The following is a 17002-nucleotide window of genomic DNA, read 5'->3' as shown; positions in this document are numbered from 1 at the left end:
CGCGTTTCAAGACACACGGTTGCGTTTGGCCACGCGGTTCATCGCAGCGGTGCGCGCTTGCCCCGCCCGAACGGAGGCGTAGGAAGGGGCGGCACGGGGGGTGAGCGGCGATGCAGCGGGAGGATGAAGGCGAGGTCGCGGTGATCTTCGTATCGCGGCGCAACGGCGAGGATGCGGCGGGCTACGATGCCGCCGCCGCGGCGATGGACGCGCTGGCCGCGTCACAGCCCGGCTATCGCGGCGTCGACAGCGTCCGCGACGGCGACGGGGTCGGCATCACGATCAGCTATTGGGCGGATACCGCGAGCGCGGAGGCGTGGCGCGACCATCCCGAGCATGTGACGATCCGCAAACGCGGCCGCGCGCGCTGGTACGATTGGTATCGCGTCACGGTGACGACGACGACGCGCGCCTATGCCTGGACGCGTCCGTGAGGGTACAGAGGTGAGGGCGGACCCGCGCACGATCGATCCACATTTCGCATTGCTCTTCCTCGTCATGCTGACGATCGCGGCGGGCAATACCGCCTTGCAGTCGATCCTGCCGGCGCTCGGCCGCTCGCTCGGCGTCGCCGATCGCGCGGTGGCCGCGGCGTTCTCGGTGTCGGCCTTGCTGTGGGTGATCGCCGCGCCGTTCTGGGCGAACCGGTCCGACCGGCATGGCCATCGCGCGCTGATCCTGCTCGGCGTCGGTGGTTTCGCGGTGTCGCTCGGCCTGTGCGGGCTGTTCCTGGCGGCGGGGATCAACGGCTGGATCGGCGGCACCGCGGCGTTCGGCTGCTTCATCGGCGGCCGGCTGATCTACGGCACGTTCGGCTCGGCCGCGCCACCGGCGGTGCAGGCGCTGGTCGCCGGCGAGACGAGCCGGCAGGATCGCACCCGCGCGCTGACGCTGCTGGCGAGCGCGTTCGGGCTCGGCACCATCCTCGGCCCGGCGATCGCGCCCTATCTGTTGCTCGGCACGATCGGCGGGGTCGAGATCGGGCTCGCCGGCCCCGCCTTCGTCTTCGCGCTGTTCGGCGTCGGCGTGTGGATCGCGGTGCGGTCGCTGCTCCCCGACGACCGGCGTGCGGGGAATCGCAAACATGGTGCGTCGTCCGCCTATCCCTCGATCGGCGGCGCACCGACCGGCGCGAGCGTCGCCGCCGCCACCGCACCGCACGCCGAGCGCGTCGGCTATCTCGACCGCCGCGTGCGCGGCTGGATGATCGCCGGGCTGGTGATGGGGCACGCGCAGGCGATGACCAGCCAGGCGATCGGCTTCCTGGTGATCGACCGGCTGGCGATCCCGCCCGCCCAGGCGCTCGAGCCGACCGGCATCGTGCTGATGATGGGCGCGGGCGCGGCGCTGCTGGTGCAATGGGGGGTAATCCCGCTACTCGGGCTCAGCCCGCGCCGGCTAGTGCTGACCGGCCTGATACTGGCGGCGGCGGGCGTCGCGCTGACCGGGGTGGCGACGTCGCTGTACGGCATCGCCACGGCCTATGCGCTCGCCAATCTCGGCTTCGGCTTCACCCGCCCCGGTTTCACCGCCGGATCGAGCCTCGCGGTCGGCCCGGCGGCGCAGGGTTCGGTCGCGGGCAAGGTGACCAGCGTCAACGGCGCCAGTTTCGTGCTCGGTCCGTCGATCGGCGTCGGGCTGTACGAAATCGCGCGACCGCTGCCGTATCTGACGGCGGCGGCCGCGCTGCTGCTGCTGTTCGGCTACGCATGGGCGAGCTTGAAGGAGCGCATCTAATTCCTCCCCGGCACGGGGAGGGGGACCGCGGCCGCAGGCCGCGGTGGAGGGGGATCACCGCGAGCGCAACGCCTGTGGACGTCCCCCTCCGTCACCGCTTCGCGGCGCCACCTCCCCGTCCCGGGGAGGACCTTACACGTCCGCCTTGCCGCCGCGGCTCTGCAACTGGCCGGGCGAGATGAAGCCCAATGGCTGGATCGCCGCCGCATCCTGTTTCAGGCGCGAGGCGATCTGCTCGTAATCCTTCTCCATCTCGGGGGTGACGCTCGCCCGCGATTCGGTCAGCGCCTCCTCGAAATCGGCCATCGTCACCTCGGTCGACTGCAGCGACCGGCGCAGCGCGATCAGGCCGGCGCGGCGCACCACGTCCTCCAGATCGGCACCGGTGAAGCGATCCGTCCGCTTCGCCACCCGATCGAGATCGACGTCGCCGGCGAGCGGCATCTTCTGCGTCTGGATCGACAGGATGCGCCGTCGCCCCTCGGTGTTGGGAACACCGACGTACACCAATTCGTCGAACCGCCCCGGCCGCAGCAGCGCCGGATCGATCAGATTGGGCCGATTGGTCGCCCCGATCACGACGACCGATTGCAGCTCCTCCAGCCCGTCCATCTCGGCGAGGATCGTGTTGACCACGCGCTCGGTGACCTGCGGCTCGCCCGCCCCCGAGCCTCGTGCCGGCACGAGGCTGTCGAGTTCGTCGATGAAGATCACGCACGGCGCGACCTGACGCGCGCGCTGGAACAGCCGGCTGATCTGCTGCTCGCTCTCGCCATACCATTTCGACAGCAGATCGGAGGATTTGGTGGCGATGAAATTCGCCTCCGCCTCGCGCGCGACCGCCTTGGCGAGCAACGTCTTGCCGGTGCCGGGAGGGCCGTAGAGCAGGAAGCCCTTCGCCGGCCGGATACCCAGTCGCCGGAACGCGTCCGGGTCCTTGAGCGGCAGTTCGACGCCCTCCTTGAGCCGCGTCTGCGCGGCATCGAGCCCGCCGACATCCTCCCAGCGCACGCGCGGCGCCTCGACCATCACCTCGCGCATCGCCGACGGCTGGACGCGCTTCAGCGCACCGAGGAAATCCTCGCGCGTCACCGACAGCGTATCGAGCACCTCGGGTGGCACGGTCCGCTCCTCGAGGTTGAGCTTCGGCATGATCCGCCGCACCGCCTCGATCGCCGCCTCGCGGGTCAGCGCGGCGAGATCGGCGCCGACGAAGCCGTAGGTGGTGCGTGCCAGCTCAGCGAGATCGACCTTGTCGCCCAGCGGCATGCCGCGCGTATGGATACCGAGGATCTCGCGTCGGCCGCGCTCGTCGGGCACGCCGACGACAATCTCGCGGTCGAAGCGGCCCGGCCGGCGCAGCGCTTCGTCGATCGCCTCGGGCCGATTGGTCGCGGCGATGACGACGAGATTGGCGCGCGATTCGAGCCCGTCCATCAGCGTCAGCAGCTGCGCGACGACGCGCTTCTCCGCCTCGCCCTGCACGTTGCCGCGCTTGGGGGCGATCGAATCGATCTCGTCGATGAAGACGATCGACGGCGCCGACTTGGCCGCCTCCTCGAAGATCTCGCGGAGCCGGCCTTCGGATTCGCCGTAGGCGGAGCCCATGATCTCCGGCCCGTTGATCAGGAAGAAACTGGCATCGCTCTCATTGGCGACCGCGCGCGCGAGCCGCGTCTTGCCCGTCCCCGGCGGGCCATAGAGCAGCAGCCCCTTGGGCGGCTCGACCCCCAGCCGCTCGAACAGCTCGGGATAGCGCAGCGGCAGTTCGACCATCTCGCGTAACTGGTCGATCGTCGTCGCCATGCCGCCGATATCGTCATAGGTGACGTCGGCACGGCGCTGCGTCGGCTCCTCATATTCGGGGCGCAGCTCGATCTCGGTATTCTCGTCGATATGGACGACGCCCTTGGGGCTCGCCGAGACGACCGCGAGGCGGATCTCCTGCAAGGCATAAGCGGGCGCGTTCATGAACTGCTGGATGCCCGGCGGCATGTTGCCGACGCGCTGGTGCCCCGCGGTCGCGACGACGTCGCCCTGGCACAACGGCCGGCCGAAGAAGGTGCGCTTGAGCGCCTGCGGCTGGCCTTGCAGGCGCAGGTTCGCCTGCGCCGGTGCGAAGACGACGCGCGTCGCCGGCTTGGATTCGACCTTGCGCACCTCGACGAAATCGCCCGCGCCGACGCCGGCATTGGCGCGCTGCAGACCGTCGATGCGCAGCACCTCGATGCCTTCGTCCTCGGTATAGGGGCCGACCGCGCGTGCCGGGGTCGATTGCTTGCCGACGATCTCGATGACGTCGCCCTCGCCCACCCCCAGCGCCGCCATCAGGCTACGCGGCAAATGCGCCAAGCCGCGGCCGGAATCTTCCGGACGGCTGTTCGCCACCTGGATCTTGCGGGTGGTGGAATCGCTATCGGCCATGCACGTTGATCCTCGAAACCGTTTCGAGCGTGCGAGATAGGAAGACGGTTCCGCCTGCGCCACCGCGCGCCGAACCAAAAAAAGGGCCAGTCCCGAAGGGCCGGCCCGTGAAAGTTTTAGGAGAGGATGCCTGAAAGGCCCGTCCCTTTTGTCGTCCGCAGCTTTATGTTGCAAGTGCGAAAAGATACGTTACGATTGCAGAAGTTGCATTCGTCGGCGTGATCGGTCAGGAACGGATGCAAGGAGAGGATCGTCATGCGCAGACTGCCGCCGCTTGGCGCGATCGAGGCATTCGTCCAGGTCGCGCGACTGGGATCGGTCAAGGCCGCCGCCACCGAACTGGCGCTGTCGGCACCGGCGCTCAGCCGACGCGTCCAGTCGCTGGAACGCTTTATCGACAGGCCGTTGTTCGAACGCCGGCATCAGGCGATGGTGCTCAACGCCGATGGCGAACGGCTGCTCGGCCAGATCGCGCCGGTGCTCGACAGCCTGTCCGACGCGGTCGAGGCGATGACCGGCACGGTCGAGGTGTTGCGGCTGCGGCTCGGCATCCTGCCCTTGTTCGCGTCGCAACGGCTGTTTCCGCGGCTGGGTGAATTGCGTGCGGCGCATCCGGAACTGCATCTCGACATCGATACCGCCGGCCATGGCGTCGCACGGCTCGGCGAGGGGCTGGACGCGGTGATCGCGCTGTCGCGCGAGATCGAGCCGACACTCTATGCCAAGCGGCTCGATCGCAATTCGGTCTATGTGATCGGCGCCAGGACGCTGCTCGACGGGCCGGACCCGGTGACGCGGCCCGAGCAGCTCTCCCGCCTCACCGCGCTGATCCACCGCGAGATGCCCGACAATTTCACCGCCTGGCGCGACGCGGCGAAGGTCGATCCCGGCATCGAACCGCTGGCGATCGACTATTTCGATTCGGGTGCGCTGATGCTCGAGGCGGCGGCCCAGGGGCTCGGCGTCGCCTTCATGCACGAGAGCCACTTCCAGGAGGCGCGCGATCCGCGGCTGGTGCGGCTGTTCGATATCGTCGTGGAGAGCCCGTACAGTTACTGGTTCGTCTGCCGCCCGCGCGCGCTGCACCAGCGTCCGGTCCGCATGTTCCACGACTGGCTGATCCAGACGCTGGGCGAGGTATGAACCTCGTTCCTTCCCGGCACGGGGAGGTGGCAGCGCGTCAGCACTGACGGAAGGGGGCTTCCACGAACGGCACGCCCGCGGCGCGGTCCCCCTCCCCGTGCCGGGGAGGGGGAGGCAGCTTACTCGGCGCGGGCCTTGACGATCTTGCCCGGCTCGCGCGGCGGCTCGCCCTTGGGGAGCGCGTCGATCAGCTCCATGCCGTCGGTGACCTCGCCCCAGACGGTATATTGGCTGTCGAGGAAGCGCGCATCGTCGAAGACGATGAAGAACTGGCTGTTCGCCGAATTGGGATCGCTGGTCCGCGCCATCGAGCAGACGCCGCGCACGTGCGGTTCCTTGCTGAATTCCTGCTTGAGGTTCGGCTTGTCCGATCCGCTGGTGCCGGTGCCGGTGGGGTCGCCGCCCTGCGCCATGAAGCCGGGGATGACGCGGTGGAAGACGACGCCGTCGTAGAAGCCTTCGTTGGCCAGCTCGGCGATGCGCGCGACGTGATTGGGCGCGAGATCGGGGCGCAGCTTGATCGTGACGTCGCCGTCCGCGAGCGTCAGCGTCAGGGTATTGTACGTATCGGCCATGGTTCGTCCTCTTATGGTTGACGTGCAGGTAGTATCGCTGACGCCGAAGGGCAAATCCGCGAGGGTGGCCAATCGTGCCGCAGCGCGGTAGAGCGCGAGCGGACAACGCCGGGAGGAGGCAGCGATGAGCGAGACCGAACTTCCCGAGGCCCCCGCCCCCGAACAAGACGAGCTGGACGAGGACGACCGGTTGCGTCCCGAATTCGTCGATGCGGTGCGCGACGCGGTCGCCGACGGCGACGACGAGGCGGCGCGCGCCTTGGTCGAGCCGCTCCATCCCGCCGACATCGCCGACCTGTTCGAGCTGACCCCGCACGAGGATCGCGGGCGGCTCGCCAAGGCGCTCAAGGACCTGCTCGACGCCGACGTCTTCGCGGAGATGAACGATTACGTCCGCGAGGATTTGATCGATGCGCTGACGCCGACCGAGGTCGCCGACCTCGCCTCCGAACTCGATACCGACGACGCCGTCGCGATCATCGAGGACATGGAAGAGGCGGACCAGCGCGCGGTGCTGCGCGCGCTCGACCCCGACGATCGCGCCGCGATCGAGGAGGCGCTGTCCTATCCCGAGGAATCCGCCGGCCGCCTGATGCAGCGCGAGCTGATCGCGGTGCCCGATCACTGGACGGTCGGCGACGCGATCGAATTCCTGCGCGGCCACGAGGAACTGACCACCGACTTCTGGGAGATTTTCGTCGTCGACGCCGGCCATCACCCGGTCGGCACCTGCCAATTGTCGTGGATCCTGCGTACGCCGGGCAATATCGCCATCGCCGACGTGATGAAGCGCGAGCAGACGCTGATCCCGGTCGACATGGATCAGGAAGAGGTCGCGCTCCGCTTCCAGAAATATGCGCTGATCAGCGCCGCGGTGGTCGATTCGGCCAATCGCCTCGTCGGCATGATCACCGTCGACGACATCGTCCACATCATCCAGGAAGAGGCGGGCGAGGATACGCTGCTGCTGTCCGGCGCGGGTGACGGCGACATCAACGAGCCGATCCGGCTGACCGTACGGACGCGGCTGATGTGGCTGGTGGTCAATCTCGGCACCGCGATGATCGCCTCGTCGGTGGTCGGCCTGTTCGAAAGCACGATCGCCGGTTTCGCAACGCTCGCCATCCTGATGCCGATCGTCTCGGGGATGGGCGGCAATGCCGGCACGCAGACGCTCGCCGTCGTCGTCCGCGCGATCGCCACCAACCAGCTGACCGATTCGAACACGCGCTGGATGGTGTTCCGCGAACTGCGCATCGCCGCCGCCAACGGCCTGGCGCTCGGCGTGCTGATCGGGCTCGGCACGTTCATCGTCTTCGGACGCACCGACCTCGCGCTGGTCATCGCCGCGGCGATGTTCACTAACAACATCACCGCGGGGCTCGGCGGCGTGCTGGTGCCGGTGACGCTCGACCGGATGAACATCGATCCCGCGGTATCCTCGGCGGTGTTCGTGACGACGCTGACCGATACGATGGGCTTCTTCTCGTTCCTGGGTCTGGCGACCTTGTGGGGACTGCACGCCTGACCCACATCGCACGTCCATGTTGCACCTGACGAAAGTGGCCTTCGGCGCGACCAGTGTCGAGCATCTCGCCGAACGCCTTGCTCTGCGCGCCGCCGACGGACCGGTGTTCCTCACCACCCGCTATCTGCCGAAGCGGCACGAGGAGGTCGCGGGCCAGGGCTCGCTGTTCTGGATCCTGAAGCACCAGCTGGTCGCGCGCTCGGCGATCCTCGGTTTCGGCGAGGCGGAGGGCGGCCGCGTCGCGATCCACATCGACCCGGCGCTGGTGCTGGTCCAGGCGCGCCCCAAGCGCGCGCATCAGGGCTGGCGCTATCTCGAAGCGGCGGATGCGCCGGCCGACCTCGGCGGCGAGACCGACGGGCTCGCGGCGATGCCGCCGGCACTGGTCGGCCGGCTGGCGGAACTGGCGCTGATCTGAACGACGCGCGCGGCCACACCCGCCGTCCCTATTCCGCCGCGCCGCACGTCACCGGCGCGCCGGCGGCGGCGATGACCCTGCATTTCGGGCGCCCCGCCACCGTCACCGCCCCCAGCCCGCTGCTCGCCACCAGCGCGGTGTAGCGCGCGCGTGCGCGCACCGTGCCCGGGCCGTCGAGATGCAGGTCGAGGTCGTTCGCCTCCAGCCCCGCCGCGTCGATCGTGCCCGCGCCGCTGGCGACCAGCCGCATCGCGGTGGCGCGGCCGGCGAGGCCGATCCTGCCGTCGCCGGCGAGCTGCACGATGAGCTGGTCCGCCTGCACCGCGGCGACCTCGATCGTGCCGGTGCCGGCAGCGGAGAGGTCGACGCGCGACCCGACCAGCCGCGCCACCGTCACCTTGCTGCCGCCGTTCACCGTGATCCCGCTCAGCCGCGGCGTCGCGAGCAGGATACGGACCGGCACCCTCGCGGTCGCCTGCCGCTGCTCGCCCCAGCGGCCGGTGCTGGTCTGACGCACGGTCAGCGTCGTGCCCTCGGCGCGCAGGTCGATGTCACCGATCACGCCGCGATCGCCGATCACCGTGGCGCCGGGCGATCCGGTGGTGATCGTCACCTCGAACGCACCATTGATCCGCACCCGCTCGAAGCTGCCGAGCGCGACGCGGCGCTCTTCGGCCATCGCCGCCGAGGGCAGGAGCAGCAGCAGGGCGAGCAGACGGATCATCGCGCCGAGCGTCGCACCGCTTTGCCGGTGCGGCAAGGACTTACGGCTTATCGACGTTAGCGCCCGCAGCGCACCGAGCCGGTGCCCGTGTTCGACACGGAGCAGCGCGCCGCCGCGCCGAGATCGACGTCGCCCGTCCCGGCGACCTGCACCTTCGCGATTCCGGATACCGCAGCGCGCACGTCGCCGGTGCCGGTGACCGAGACGTCGGCACGCTCGACGCGCAGCCCGGCGGCATCGAGACTACCGGTGCCCGCGACCTCGACCGCCAGATCCTTGACCGCGCCACCGGCGCGGACGTTCCCGGTCCCGGCGATCGAGACCTCGGCGCGGTCGGTCATGAGCGCGGCGATGTTCAGATCGCCCGATCCCCGCACGTCCGCCTTGAACGCGTCGCCCGACACGCGGTCGACCGCCATCGTCCCCGATCCGGCGATGCTCGCCTCCGTCAGGCGCGGCAGCGTCACATAGACGGTGACCTTGCCGCCGTGCCCCCAGCGGAACGACCGCTTGCGCCCGATCGCCAGCGTCTCGTCGTCCATCGCGATGCGCAGCGTGTCGAGATCCTCGGGCTTGCCCTCGGCGCGGACCGAGAATGCCTTGCCGGCGCGCACCTCGACCTCGTCGCTGCCGGTCAGATCGATCTTGGAGAAGTCCGTGACGGCGTAGCTGCGGGTGGTGCCGCTGCCGGTCGGCGTGACGCCGGGGCCGTCGTCCTGCCCCATCGAGCAGCCGGCGAGCATCGCGCCGACCATGACAAATGCGACCGCCTGCATTCTTCAACCCTCCTTGTGTATTGCTTTAATAATACACGCAGGCGGCAATGGCAAGGTTTCGCTCCGGGAGCAGGGCACGTATGATCCATTGGACTGCCTCAACGACCTCAATATCTTTCGTCATGCCGGACTTGATCCGGCATCCCGCTTCTTCGCACCGTCGAAAGAAGCGGGACCCCGGCACGAGGCCGGGGTGACGGAATCGGTCTGGAGATTCGATCGATCGGAACGATCGCCTTGCCGTCGCGTAGCGCAACACCCGCCCCAAAGAAAAAGGGCGGCCCCGCGGGACCGCCCTCTTGCTTCGCCGGAACGATGCGCAGCTTACGCCGGCACCTTCTCCTTGTTGTAGATCGCGGCTGCGGCGCGGAGGATGTCGAGAATCTTCTCCTGTGCCTTGGGCTCGTCGACCTCTTCCATCGCGGCGAGTTCGCGGGCGAGTCGGCTGCACGCCGCCTCGAAGATCTGCCGCTCCGAATAGCTCTGCTCGGGCTGGTCGTCGGCGCGGAACAGGTCGCGGACCACTTCGGCGATCGACGCGAGGTCGCCCGAATTGATCTTCGCCTCATATTCCTGCGCGCGGCGCGACCACATGGTGCGCTTCACCTTGGGCTTGCCCTTGAGCGTTTCCATCGCCTCGCGCATCGTCTTGTCCGACGAGAGCTTGCGCATACCGACCGATTCGGCCTTGTTGGTGGGGACGCGGAGCGTCATCCGCTCTTTCTCGAAGCGCAGCACGTACAGCTCGAGGCTGGTACCGGCGATCTCCTGCTTCTGCAGCTCGATCACACGGCCGACGCCATGCTTCGGATAAACAACGTAATCACCGACATCGAAGGACAATGCCTTGGCAGCCATGAACGGGCCTTTCTGGATCGCATCCGTCGCGAGGATCGTCCGGGGCGGGATACCCGCGGGTCCGGACGGCGAGGATGGTTGGTACGAGTGTCTCCTGACGGGCAGGACTCATCATGCCCGTCGTGGACACTTTTAACACAGTCGCAACAAAATTACCAGCGTGGATAAGCCAGTTGGACTGACTTACCCTGCACGATCGAACCCGATTCGGATCGCTCAGTCGCCCGCGCCCGGCTCCGGCGAGAAGAATTGCTCATATTTGTTCTCGACGCCCTTCATCGCATCGGCGTCGGGCGGCGTCTGGTCGAGCTTGCGCGTGACGTTGGGCCATTGCGCCGAGAAAGTCGTGTTGAGCTCCAGCCATTGCTCCAGCCCGCTCTCGGTGTCGGGCAGGATCGCCTCGGCCGGGCATTCGGGCTCACACACGCCGCAGTCGATACACTCGCTGGGATTGATGACGAGCATGTTCTCGCCCTCGTAGAAGCAGTCGACCGGACACACCTCGACGCAGTCCATATACTTGCAGCGGATGCAGGCATCGGTAACGACGTAGGTCATTCTGGTTCCTTGCGGCCCTGTGCGCCGGCTAGAGTGCATCGGCTCGAAAGAAGCCGGGTATGAACGCGAGGCTGCTATGCCGCGTTCCCCCCCGCGTCAATCGAAGCCGTTCGGTTGCGACACGTTTGCAGCCAGTTCCTGATAGCAGCTTTGCGCCTCGGGCGCCGGTCCACGCCGCGTCGGCAGCGCCTCGACGCGCAGCACGCGCACCCGGTCGTGCAGCGCAAAGGTGAGGATATTGCCGACCCGCACCGGCGCCGCGCTGCGCTCGATTCGCCGCCCGTCGATGCGCAGGCGGCCGTCGCAGGCGAGGTCCTGCGCGAGGCTGCGCGTCTTGGCGAGCCGCACGAACCACAGGAACATGTCGATCCGCATAGTGTCAGCCATGGCCGCTCCATGCCGCCAGCGCGGCGAAAGCCCCCGTCGGCGACGGCGCGGGCCGCTCGGCGCGCTGCGGCGGCCGGCGGCCGCGCCACACCCAGGCGGGCGGCGCTTCCGCCTCGCCACGTACGGTGCGGAACCCCAGTTCGGCCATCAGCCGCTCCAGCGTCGCCGCCGTGATCCCCATCGAGGTCGCAAGCGCGGGATCGGGCGCGAACGGTTTGCGCCCCTGCCGCGCGTCGTGCGCAGCGCGCGCGATCCGCTCGACGAGGTCGACGCGCACCGCCTGCGCGGCGAGCGGGCGGTAACCGGTGGCGAGCTGCGCGCCGGGCACGCCGCGCGGCAACACCGTCGCTCCCTCGCGCGGCAGCACGTGACGCTTGCCGCGCACGCCGAGCAGCGCCTGCCGCCAGCGCGCCGCGCCGGGCTTGAGCAGGCGCGGGTCGAACAGGTCGAGCGCGCCGATCGTGATGCCGATCCGGCGCAGCCGCTTGCGCTCGTCCTGCGTCAGCGCGTCCAGCGATTCGTGCAGCGCGAGCCGCGGTATCAGCCCGCCCGCTGCTTCGAGCTCGCCCGCGACGACGCGCAGCGCCGGCGTCGCCTGCGGATCGCGCGCCGCCTCGGCGAGCGCGACCAGCGCCGGCAGATGCCGGCCGAGTATCGCCGCGAACCAGCCGTTGACCCGCGCCGCCACCGCCTCGCGCTGCGGCCTCGCGAGACAGTCGAGATCGCGATCGAGCTTGAGCAGCGGCCGCGCCAGCGACGGCCCCGGCGTCAGCAGCGCGATCGCATGGCCGTTCCACACGATCGCGTCGTCGACCAGGGTGAAGGCCGCGTCCTCCGCCGCGACCAGCGCCTCGCCGCGCCGACGCCGCTCGCCGCTGAGATGCTTTTCCGCCGCGGCGAGCAGCAGCCGGCGGTCGGTCGCGCGCGCCGCGGGGTCGACGGTGAAGCGGAAGCCGTCGAGCCGCCCGATCGGATGATCCTCGACCAGCACCTCGCCCTCCGGCCCGATCACCACCGGCAGCAGCGACGCGTCGGCGCCGATCTGGCGGATCAGCGCGGTCGTGCGCTTGTCGACGAAACGCTGCGTCAGGCTGGCGTGGAGCCCGTCGGACAATCGCTCCTCGATCGTCTTGGTCCGCTCAGCGCCCGCGGCGGGGTCGGCGAGCCAGTCGGGGCGCTGCGCGATATAGGCCCAGCTGCGGATCGCGGCGATCCGCCCGGCGATCGTCTCGACGTCGCCGGCGATCGTGTCGAGCCGTGTCACCTCGTCGGCGAACCATTGGTTCGGCACGACGCCGCGGCCTTCGCTGAGATAGCCGAAGATGCGGCTGACGAAGCGCGTATGCGGGTCGAGGCCGAGCTTGCGGAAATCGGGCAGGCCGCACGCCGCCCACAATCGTTTGACCATCGCCGGATGCCGCGCGCGATCGCGCACCCACGTCTCGTCCGCCATGCGCTTGAGCACGGCGAGATCTGTCGACTGCGGCGCGGCGAGCAGCACGCCCGGCTCGGGCCGCCGTTCGAGGCTGGCGATCAGCGCATCGACGCTGGCGTAGTCGGGTTCGCCGTTGCGCCAGTAGAGCTGTTCGATGCGCGGGAAGCGATGCTCCTCGATCGCGAACACCTCCTCGGGCAGGAACGCGCCCGGCCCCTCCTCGGTGACGCCGCCGAAGGTGCCGTCGCGCTGGTGGCGGCCGGCGCGGCCGGCGATCTGCGCCATTTCCGCCACCGTCAGCCGGCGGCTGCGGCGACCGTCGAACTTGCTGAGGCCGGCGAAGGCGACGTGCGCGACGTCCATGTTGAGCCCCATGCCGATCGCATCGGTGGCGACGAGATAATCGACCTCGCCCGCCTGGAACATCGCGACCTGCGCGTTGCGCGTGCGCGGCGACAGCGCGCCCATCACCACCGCGGCACCGCCGCGCAAGCGGCGCAGCATCTCGGCGACCGCATAGACCTCCTCGGCGCTGAATGCGACGATCGCCGAGCGCTTGGGCAGCCGGCTGATCTTCTTGGCGCCCGCATAGGTCAGCTTCGAGAAACGCGGCCGGACGATGATCTCGGCATCGGGCACCAGTGCGCGCACCATCGGCCGCAGCGCCTCGGACCCGAGGATCATCGTTTCTTCGCGCCCGCGCCGGCGCAGCAGCCGGTCGGTGAAGACATGGCCGCGTTCGGCATCGGTGCCGAGCTGCGCCTCGTCGAGCGCGACGAAGGCGGCGTCGTGCTCGGGCATCGATTCGACCGTGCACAGATGCCAGCGCGCATTGGGCGGGACGATCTTCTCCTCGCCGGTGACGAGCGCGACGCTGTCGACGCCCTTCAGCTTGACGACGCGGTCGTAGACCTCGCGCGCCAGCAGGCGGAGCGGAAAGCCCATGATCCCGCTCGAATGCGCGCACATCCGCTCGACGGCGAGATGGGTCTTGCCCGTGTTGGTCGGCCCGAGGACCGCGGTGACCGCCGCTTTCATGGGGGCAACATCGGGTGTCGCGACCGATCGCGCAATGAGGCAAAGCAAGCGGGGCGACCCCAATTCCCCCCCACCGCACCGGCGAACCCGTCCACCGCACCGCACCCCCCGGTTAATTTGACTTTAGACTTTGCCCCCCACAGTGCTGCGACCCGACGCCGGGGGACGATCGGCGACCAATTCCACGATGAGGCGCCTTCCCGCGTGTTCTTGCGCACCGATCAGGGTTTCGATCTCGCCGGCGGCACCGCCGCCCGGCCGTTCGGCCGCGCGCTCGCCGTACCGCGCCGGCTCGGGCCGATCGAGCGGCTGCGCGGGCGCGACTGGACGCCCGACCTCGGCGCGCAGATCGGCAGCGGTGATTGGTGGCGCGGCCTCGCCACCTTCGGGACGCTGATCGGCGCGGTCTGGGCGCTCGCTCCCGGTATCATGCCGCTGACCGGCGCCACCCCCGCACCGCTCGCCGGCACCGCGCTCGAGGAAAGCCGCGCGCTGGCGATCGCGCCGCTCGCCTGGGGCGGGGACACCGGCCACCGCATGGCGGCGAACGACCTCGTCGCGCCGCTTGCCGAAGCCCCCGAACGCCCGATCGTCGAGCTCAACGCGACGCTCGGCGAAGGCGACGATTTCGACCATGTGCTGATGCGCGCCGGCGTCGGCCGCAACGACGCGCGCGCCGCCGCCGGGCTGGTCGCGCAGGCGGTGACGCTCGGCGACATCGCGCCGGGAACGCGCATCGCGCTGACCCTCGGGCGGCGACCGGCGAAGACGGTGGCGCGCCCGCTCGACAAACTGGCGCTGCGCGCGCGTTTCGATCTCGCGCTCAGCCTCGATCGCGGCGTCGGCGGCCTCGCCATGACCCGCAAGCCGATCGCGGTCGACAGCACGCCGCTGCGCATCCAGGGGCTCGTCGGGTCCAGCCTCTATCGCTCGGCGCGTGCCGCCGGTGCGCCGGCGCGTGTCGTCGAAAGCTATATCAAGGCGCTCGCCACCCGCCTATCGATCGGCCGCGACGTCACCGCCGCCGACGGCTTCGACCTGATCGTCGAACAGCAGCGTGCCGCCACCGGCGAGGTGCGGCTGGGCGAATTGCTCTATGCGGGCATCGATCAGGGCCGCCGCAAGGTGCAACTGGTGCGCTGGGACGGCGACGGCAAACCGTCATGGTTCGACGCGCACGGCCAGAGCGAACGCCGCGGCTTCATGGGCATGCCGGTGGCGGGCCGGATCACCTCGTCGTTCGGCTATCGCATGCATCCGCTGCTCGGCTATCTCAAGATGCACAAGGGGCTCGACATCGGCGCGCCTTATGGAGCGCCGATCTTCGCCGCGCTCGACGGCGTCGTCCAGGGCGCGGGCCGGTCGGGCGGCTACGGCAATTTCGTCAAGCTCGTCCACGGCGGCGGCCTCGCCAGCGGCTATGGCCACATGAGCCGGATCGCGGTGGCGCGCGGCGAGCACGTCCGCCAGGGACAGGTGATCGGCTATGTCGGCTCGACCGGCCTGTCGACCGGGCCGCATCTCCATTGGGAGGTCTGGCGCAACGGCCAGACGATCAACCCGCGCTTGATCTCGTTCGCGAGCGTCCAGGCGCTGTCCGGCGAGAGCCTGCGCCGCTTCAAGGCGCGCGTCGCGGGACTGCTGGCGGTGAAACCGGGGCATACCTCTTAAGTCCTCCCCCGCAAGGAGGAGGAATTTGCGTTACCGCCCCTGCGCGCGCCAGCGCAGGACGGTGCGTTGGATGATCGCATCCTCGCCGCCCGCGTCGCGCCATAGCGCAGAGAACAGCGGATCGCCCGATGCCGGCCGCTTGCCCTCCTCGAGTGCGTCGAAGCTCACCCGGATCGGCACCGCGACGCCCTCACCGCAGATGATCGATTCGCGGTTGCGCAGCGCGGGGATCGAATCGAGGAACCCGCGGGCGCCCTCGGGCATCGCCGCGCGGACGAACGCCTGGTCGCGCTCGTTGTTGAGCCGCATCGCGATGATCGTGCCGCATTGCGACAGCACGCCCTCCTCCAGGTCGGACGGCCGCTGCGTGATCAACCCCAGGCTGACGCCATATTTGCGCCCCTCCTTGGCAATCCGGCCGAGGATGCGCCCGACCGAAGCGTTGCGTCCCTCGTCGCGCGCGCTGCTTGGAATGTAACGGTGCGCCTCTTCGCAGACGAGCAGGATCGGCCGCTGCGGCTCGTTACGCGACCAGATCGCGAAGTCGAACGTCATCCGGCTGAGCACCGCGACCACCACCGAGGTGATCTCCGACGGCACGCCCGACACGTCGATGATCGAGATCGGCTTGCCGCCGCCGGGCATGCGGAAGATGCGCGCGAGGAAGTCGGCCATCGTGTCGGCGACCAGCATCCCCGAGAACATGAAGCTGTAGCGCGGATCGGCCTTGATCTCGTCGATCCGGCTCTTGAGCCGCAGATAGGGCGAGGTGTCGCCGGCGCGATCCATCTTGCCCATCTCGGCGCTGATGATGTTGGTGAGGTCGCTGAGCAGATAGGGGATCGGCGCGTCGACGGTCAGCTTGGCGATCTCCTGCCCCAGCCGGTTCTTGGCGCGCGCCATCAGCAGGCATCGGGCGAGGATGTCGCTGTCGGCTTGGCGATCCGCGGCGGAGGCGGTGACGAACACCTCGCAATGCTCTTCGAGATTCATCAGCCAATAGGGCATGGCGAGATTGTTGACGTCGTAGATCGCGCCATTGGTGCGGAACGCCGCGGCATATTCGCCATGCGGATCGATCATCACGACATGGCCCTGCGGCGCCAGTTCGCAGATGCGGTGGAGGATCAGCGCCGCGGCGGTCGACTTGCCGGTGCCGGTCGACCCGACCAGCGCGAAATGCTTGCCGAGCATCGCGTCGACGTACAGCGAGGCGCGCACGTCGCGGGTCGGATAGACGGTGCCGATCTTGATGTGCGGCTGGTCGGCGGCGGAATAGATCTGTTCGAGGTCGCGCGTGGTGATCGCGAACACGTCGCAGCCGGGGATCGGATAGCGCGTCACGCCGCGGCGGAAATGGTAAAGCTTGCCGGTCAGCCGCTCCTCGTCGCCCTCGCCGAGGAAGTCGATGTCGGCCGCGACCCAGTCGTTGCCGGCGCCGTCCAGCACCAGGCTGCGGATGTTGGCGATCAGCCATGCGCCGCCGACGCGCATCTTGATCTGGCCGCCGACCTGCCCGGCGGTGGCGACCACCGGATCGGCATCCTGCGCGACGAGCTCGAGCGCGTTGCGATCGAACAGCACGCGGCTGCCGCCGCCGGCGACCGCCAGGACGCAGCCGATCGCCGCCGGCCCGGCGCCGTGGCCGACCGCGGCAGCGGCCGAAAGGGGCGTCGCACCCGCGAATACGCTCGGGCCGGGCATTTCGGTCATTGCGGCAGCATCCTGTC

The 17002-nt window shown here is 69.2% G+C and carries 15 protein-coding genes; 6 read left to right on the top strand and 9 right to left on the bottom strand.

The window, feature by feature from the left end; genetic code table 11:
- Positions 1–110 precede the first annotated feature (110 nt).
- Both AC07U4_RS10450 and AC07U4_RS10445 read left to right on the top strand, forming a co-directional pair.
- Entirely contained in the window at positions 111–434 is a 324-nt protein-coding gene (locus AC07U4_RS10450; protein WP_495195372.1) for an antibiotic biosynthesis monooxygenase family protein, read from the top strand.
- A 64-nt stretch (positions 435–498) separates the two neighbouring features.
- Complete coding sequence (locus AC07U4_RS10445) at positions 499–1737, top strand: MFS transporter (RefSeq protein WP_495195854.1); 1239 nt, start codon at positions 499–501, stop codon at positions 1735–1737.
- A 132-nt stretch (positions 1738–1869) separates the two neighbouring features.
- Here AC07U4_RS10445 and AC07U4_RS10440 read toward each other — a convergent pair whose 3' ends face one another.
- Positions 1870–4161, bottom strand: a complete 2292-nt coding sequence (locus AC07U4_RS10440; RefSeq protein ID WP_495195371.1) for a CDC48 family AAA ATPase — start codon at positions 4159–4161, stop codon at positions 1870–1872.
- 255 nt (positions 4162–4416) lie between these two features.
- Here AC07U4_RS10440 and AC07U4_RS10435 point away from each other — a divergent pair, with 255 nt between their 5' ends.
- Positions 4417–5304 (top strand): LysR substrate-binding domain-containing protein, encoded by an 888-nt coding sequence (locus AC07U4_RS10435; protein ID WP_038664080.1) that lies wholly within the window; start codon positions 4417–4419, stop codon positions 5302–5304.
- Positions 5305–5423: 119 nt separating this feature from the next.
- Here AC07U4_RS10435 and AC07U4_RS10430 read toward each other — a convergent pair whose 3' ends face one another.
- The gene (locus tag AC07U4_RS10430) at positions 5424–5879 is read right to left on the bottom strand and encodes a peptidylprolyl isomerase (RefSeq protein WP_038664083.1); all 456 of its coding nucleotides are present in this window, start codon (positions 5877–5879) and stop codon (positions 5424–5426) included.
- Positions 5880–6003: 124 nt separating this feature from the next.
- Between AC07U4_RS10430 and mgtE the strand changes: the two genes are divergently transcribed.
- The gene (gene mgtE, locus AC07U4_RS10425; RefSeq protein WP_495195370.1) at positions 6004–7407 is read left to right on the top strand and encodes a magnesium transporter; all 1404 of its coding nucleotides are present in this window, start codon (positions 6004–6006) and stop codon (positions 7405–7407) included.
- Between the two features lie 16 nt (positions 7408–7423).
- Positions 7424–7825: a DUF1489 family protein gene (locus AC07U4_RS10420; RefSeq protein WP_038664089.1), complete on the top strand. Its 402-nt coding sequence runs from the start codon at positions 7424–7426 to the stop codon at positions 7823–7825.
- A gap of 28 nt (positions 7826–7853) precedes the next feature.
- Here the strand turns inward: AC07U4_RS10420 and AC07U4_RS10415 are convergent, their stop codons facing one another.
- The 6 genes from AC07U4_RS10415 to AC07U4_RS10390 form a co-directional block, all read right to left on the bottom strand.
- Positions 7854–8585, bottom strand: a complete 732-nt coding sequence (locus tag AC07U4_RS10415) for a GIN domain-containing protein (protein ID WP_495195369.1) — start codon at positions 8583–8585, stop codon at positions 7854–7856.
- A gap of 20 nt (positions 8586–8605) precedes the next feature.
- On the bottom strand, positions 8606–9325 hold the full coding sequence (locus AC07U4_RS10410; RefSeq protein ID WP_495195368.1) for a head GIN domain-containing protein: 720 nt from the start codon (positions 9323–9325) through the stop codon (positions 8606–8608).
- Positions 9326–9649: 324 nt separating this feature from the next.
- Positions 9650–10183: a CarD family transcriptional regulator gene (locus tag AC07U4_RS10405; protein WP_038664094.1), complete on the bottom strand. Its 534-nt coding sequence runs from the start codon at positions 10181–10183 to the stop codon at positions 9650–9652.
- A gap of 216 nt (positions 10184–10399) precedes the next feature.
- Positions 10400–10741 (bottom strand): ferredoxin FdxA, encoded by a 342-nt coding sequence (fdxA, locus tag AC07U4_RS10400; protein WP_038664097.1) that lies wholly within the window; start codon positions 10739–10741, stop codon positions 10400–10402.
- Between the two features lie 96 nt (positions 10742–10837).
- The gene (locus tag AC07U4_RS10395) at positions 10838–11128 is read right to left on the bottom strand and encodes an RNA-binding S4 domain-containing protein (protein ID WP_038664100.1); all 291 of its coding nucleotides are present in this window, start codon (positions 11126–11128) and stop codon (positions 10838–10840) included.
- Entirely contained in the window at positions 11121–13601 is a 2481-nt protein-coding gene (locus tag AC07U4_RS10390; RefSeq protein WP_495195367.1) for a helicase-related protein, read from the bottom strand. Before AC07U4_RS10390 ends, AC07U4_RS10395 begins: the two co-directional genes overlap by 8 nt.
- 204 nt (positions 13602–13805) lie before the next feature.
- On the opposite strand from AC07U4_RS10390, the gene AC07U4_RS10385 reads away from it, so the two are divergent.
- Positions 13806–15272, top strand: a complete 1467-nt coding sequence (locus AC07U4_RS10385) for a M23 family metallopeptidase (protein ID WP_495195366.1) — start codon at positions 13806–13808, stop codon at positions 15270–15272.
- 30 nt (positions 15273–15302) lie between these two features.
- On the opposite strand, the gene AC07U4_RS10380 is transcribed toward AC07U4_RS10385, so the two are convergent.
- Positions 15303–16985 carry an ATP-binding protein gene (locus AC07U4_RS10380; RefSeq protein ID WP_038664108.1) on the bottom strand — a complete coding sequence of 561 codons (1683 nt, stop codon included), beginning with the start codon at positions 16983–16985 and terminating at the stop codon, positions 15303–15305.
- Positions 16986–17002 lie beyond the last annotated feature (17 nt).

This window comes from Sphingomonas sp. GW821-FHT02B09, assembly GCF_059421875.1.
This window is presented reverse-complemented; position numbering and strand designations above follow the sequence as displayed.